The 1,098-nt window shown below is 43.9% G+C and carries 2 protein-coding genes; both read right to left on the minus strand.

Annotated features, from left to right (window positions below):
- A partial coding sequence (locus FS628_RS30105; protein WP_369008897.1) for an IS3 family transposase occupies nt 1–718 on the minus strand: 718 nt, incomplete at its 3' end.
- On the minus strand, nt 715–1,098 hold a 384-nt coding region (locus FS628_RS33160; RefSeq protein ID WP_369008898.1), incomplete at its 5' end, for a transposase. The genes FS628_RS33160 and FS628_RS30105, both read right to left, overlap by 4 nt.

A 1,098-nucleotide genomic window follows, 5' to 3' on the forward strand; every position in this document is an offset into this window, starting at 1 on the left:
TCTTTAAGTGAGAGAAAAAAGACTCGATACAGGCATTGTCTAGGCAATTTCCACGCCTAGAGTGACTGCCTAGCATGCCGAGCTGTTCCAGTTTACGGTTAAAAGGCTTCGAGGTATATTGAAATCCTTGATCCGAGTGCAGAATTACGCCACTCAGATCCGCGTGCTGACGGAGTCTATCCAGCGTTTCATGAACCAAAGCCAGGTCATTTCGTTCAGATAGATGCCAAGCTAAGATCTCATTATTGTATAAATCCTGAATGACAGACAGGTACACAAAGTGTTCTCCAGCACGAATATAGGTGATGTCTGTGACCAGTTTAGTACATGGCGTATCCGTCTGGAACTGGCGCTGAAGTCGATTTGGATTCACCACAGAAGCTTGTTTTCCAAAGAATCGACGCTTCTTTCGAATGACAGAAGAGATTCCTAATTGTTTCATTAATCGATACACCTTTTTGTGGTTGACTCTAAGGCCTTCTTTTCGTAAAGCTACCGTCATTCGAAGATAACCATAATAGGGATGTGCGCGATGGATCGCAAGCATATGCGACTCCAATTCATGTTGTTTGTGTCTACGTTCTTTTGCCGCTGGTATGCTTTTTCTCCACTTGTAATAGCCCGAGCGAGACACCGCAGCTAACTTTAAGAGCCAGGAAAGGCCGTGGCGTACTCGTAAATCCTCTATGATCTGAAATCGGGCAGCTTTACTCGTCACTCCTTGTGTAGATTTGGATACTGCTTTTTTAAGTATTCAATCTCCGCCCGCAAGTATGCCATCTCTTCTTCGGTACTGGAAAACTTTGTTCTAAGGCGTCCCCGTTTGGATGTAACAGGTTCTAAACTCATTCCCTGTTTCGTTTTCGCTGCCCATACTTGTACCTGAGATTTATTTTGAATACCCAAACATTTCGCCACTTCACGTATACTCATGTGTTCCTCGTTGACCAGCCGGGCCGCCTCCAATTTCAATTCTAAGGAGTACCGCCGGAAAGTTTGTCCTTTTTTAGCCATGAAAAAATCCCCTTCGTTTGGCAAGATTAAGTCCATCTTAACAGATGTCTTTTTTCTCTTGTCTACTAAAAGGGGATAATACCA

The sequence above is a fragment of the Paenibacillus xylanexedens genome, from assembly GCF_007676705.1.
GTDB lineage: Bacteria > Bacillota > Bacilli > Paenibacillales > Paenibacillaceae > Paenibacillus > Paenibacillus xylanexedens_C.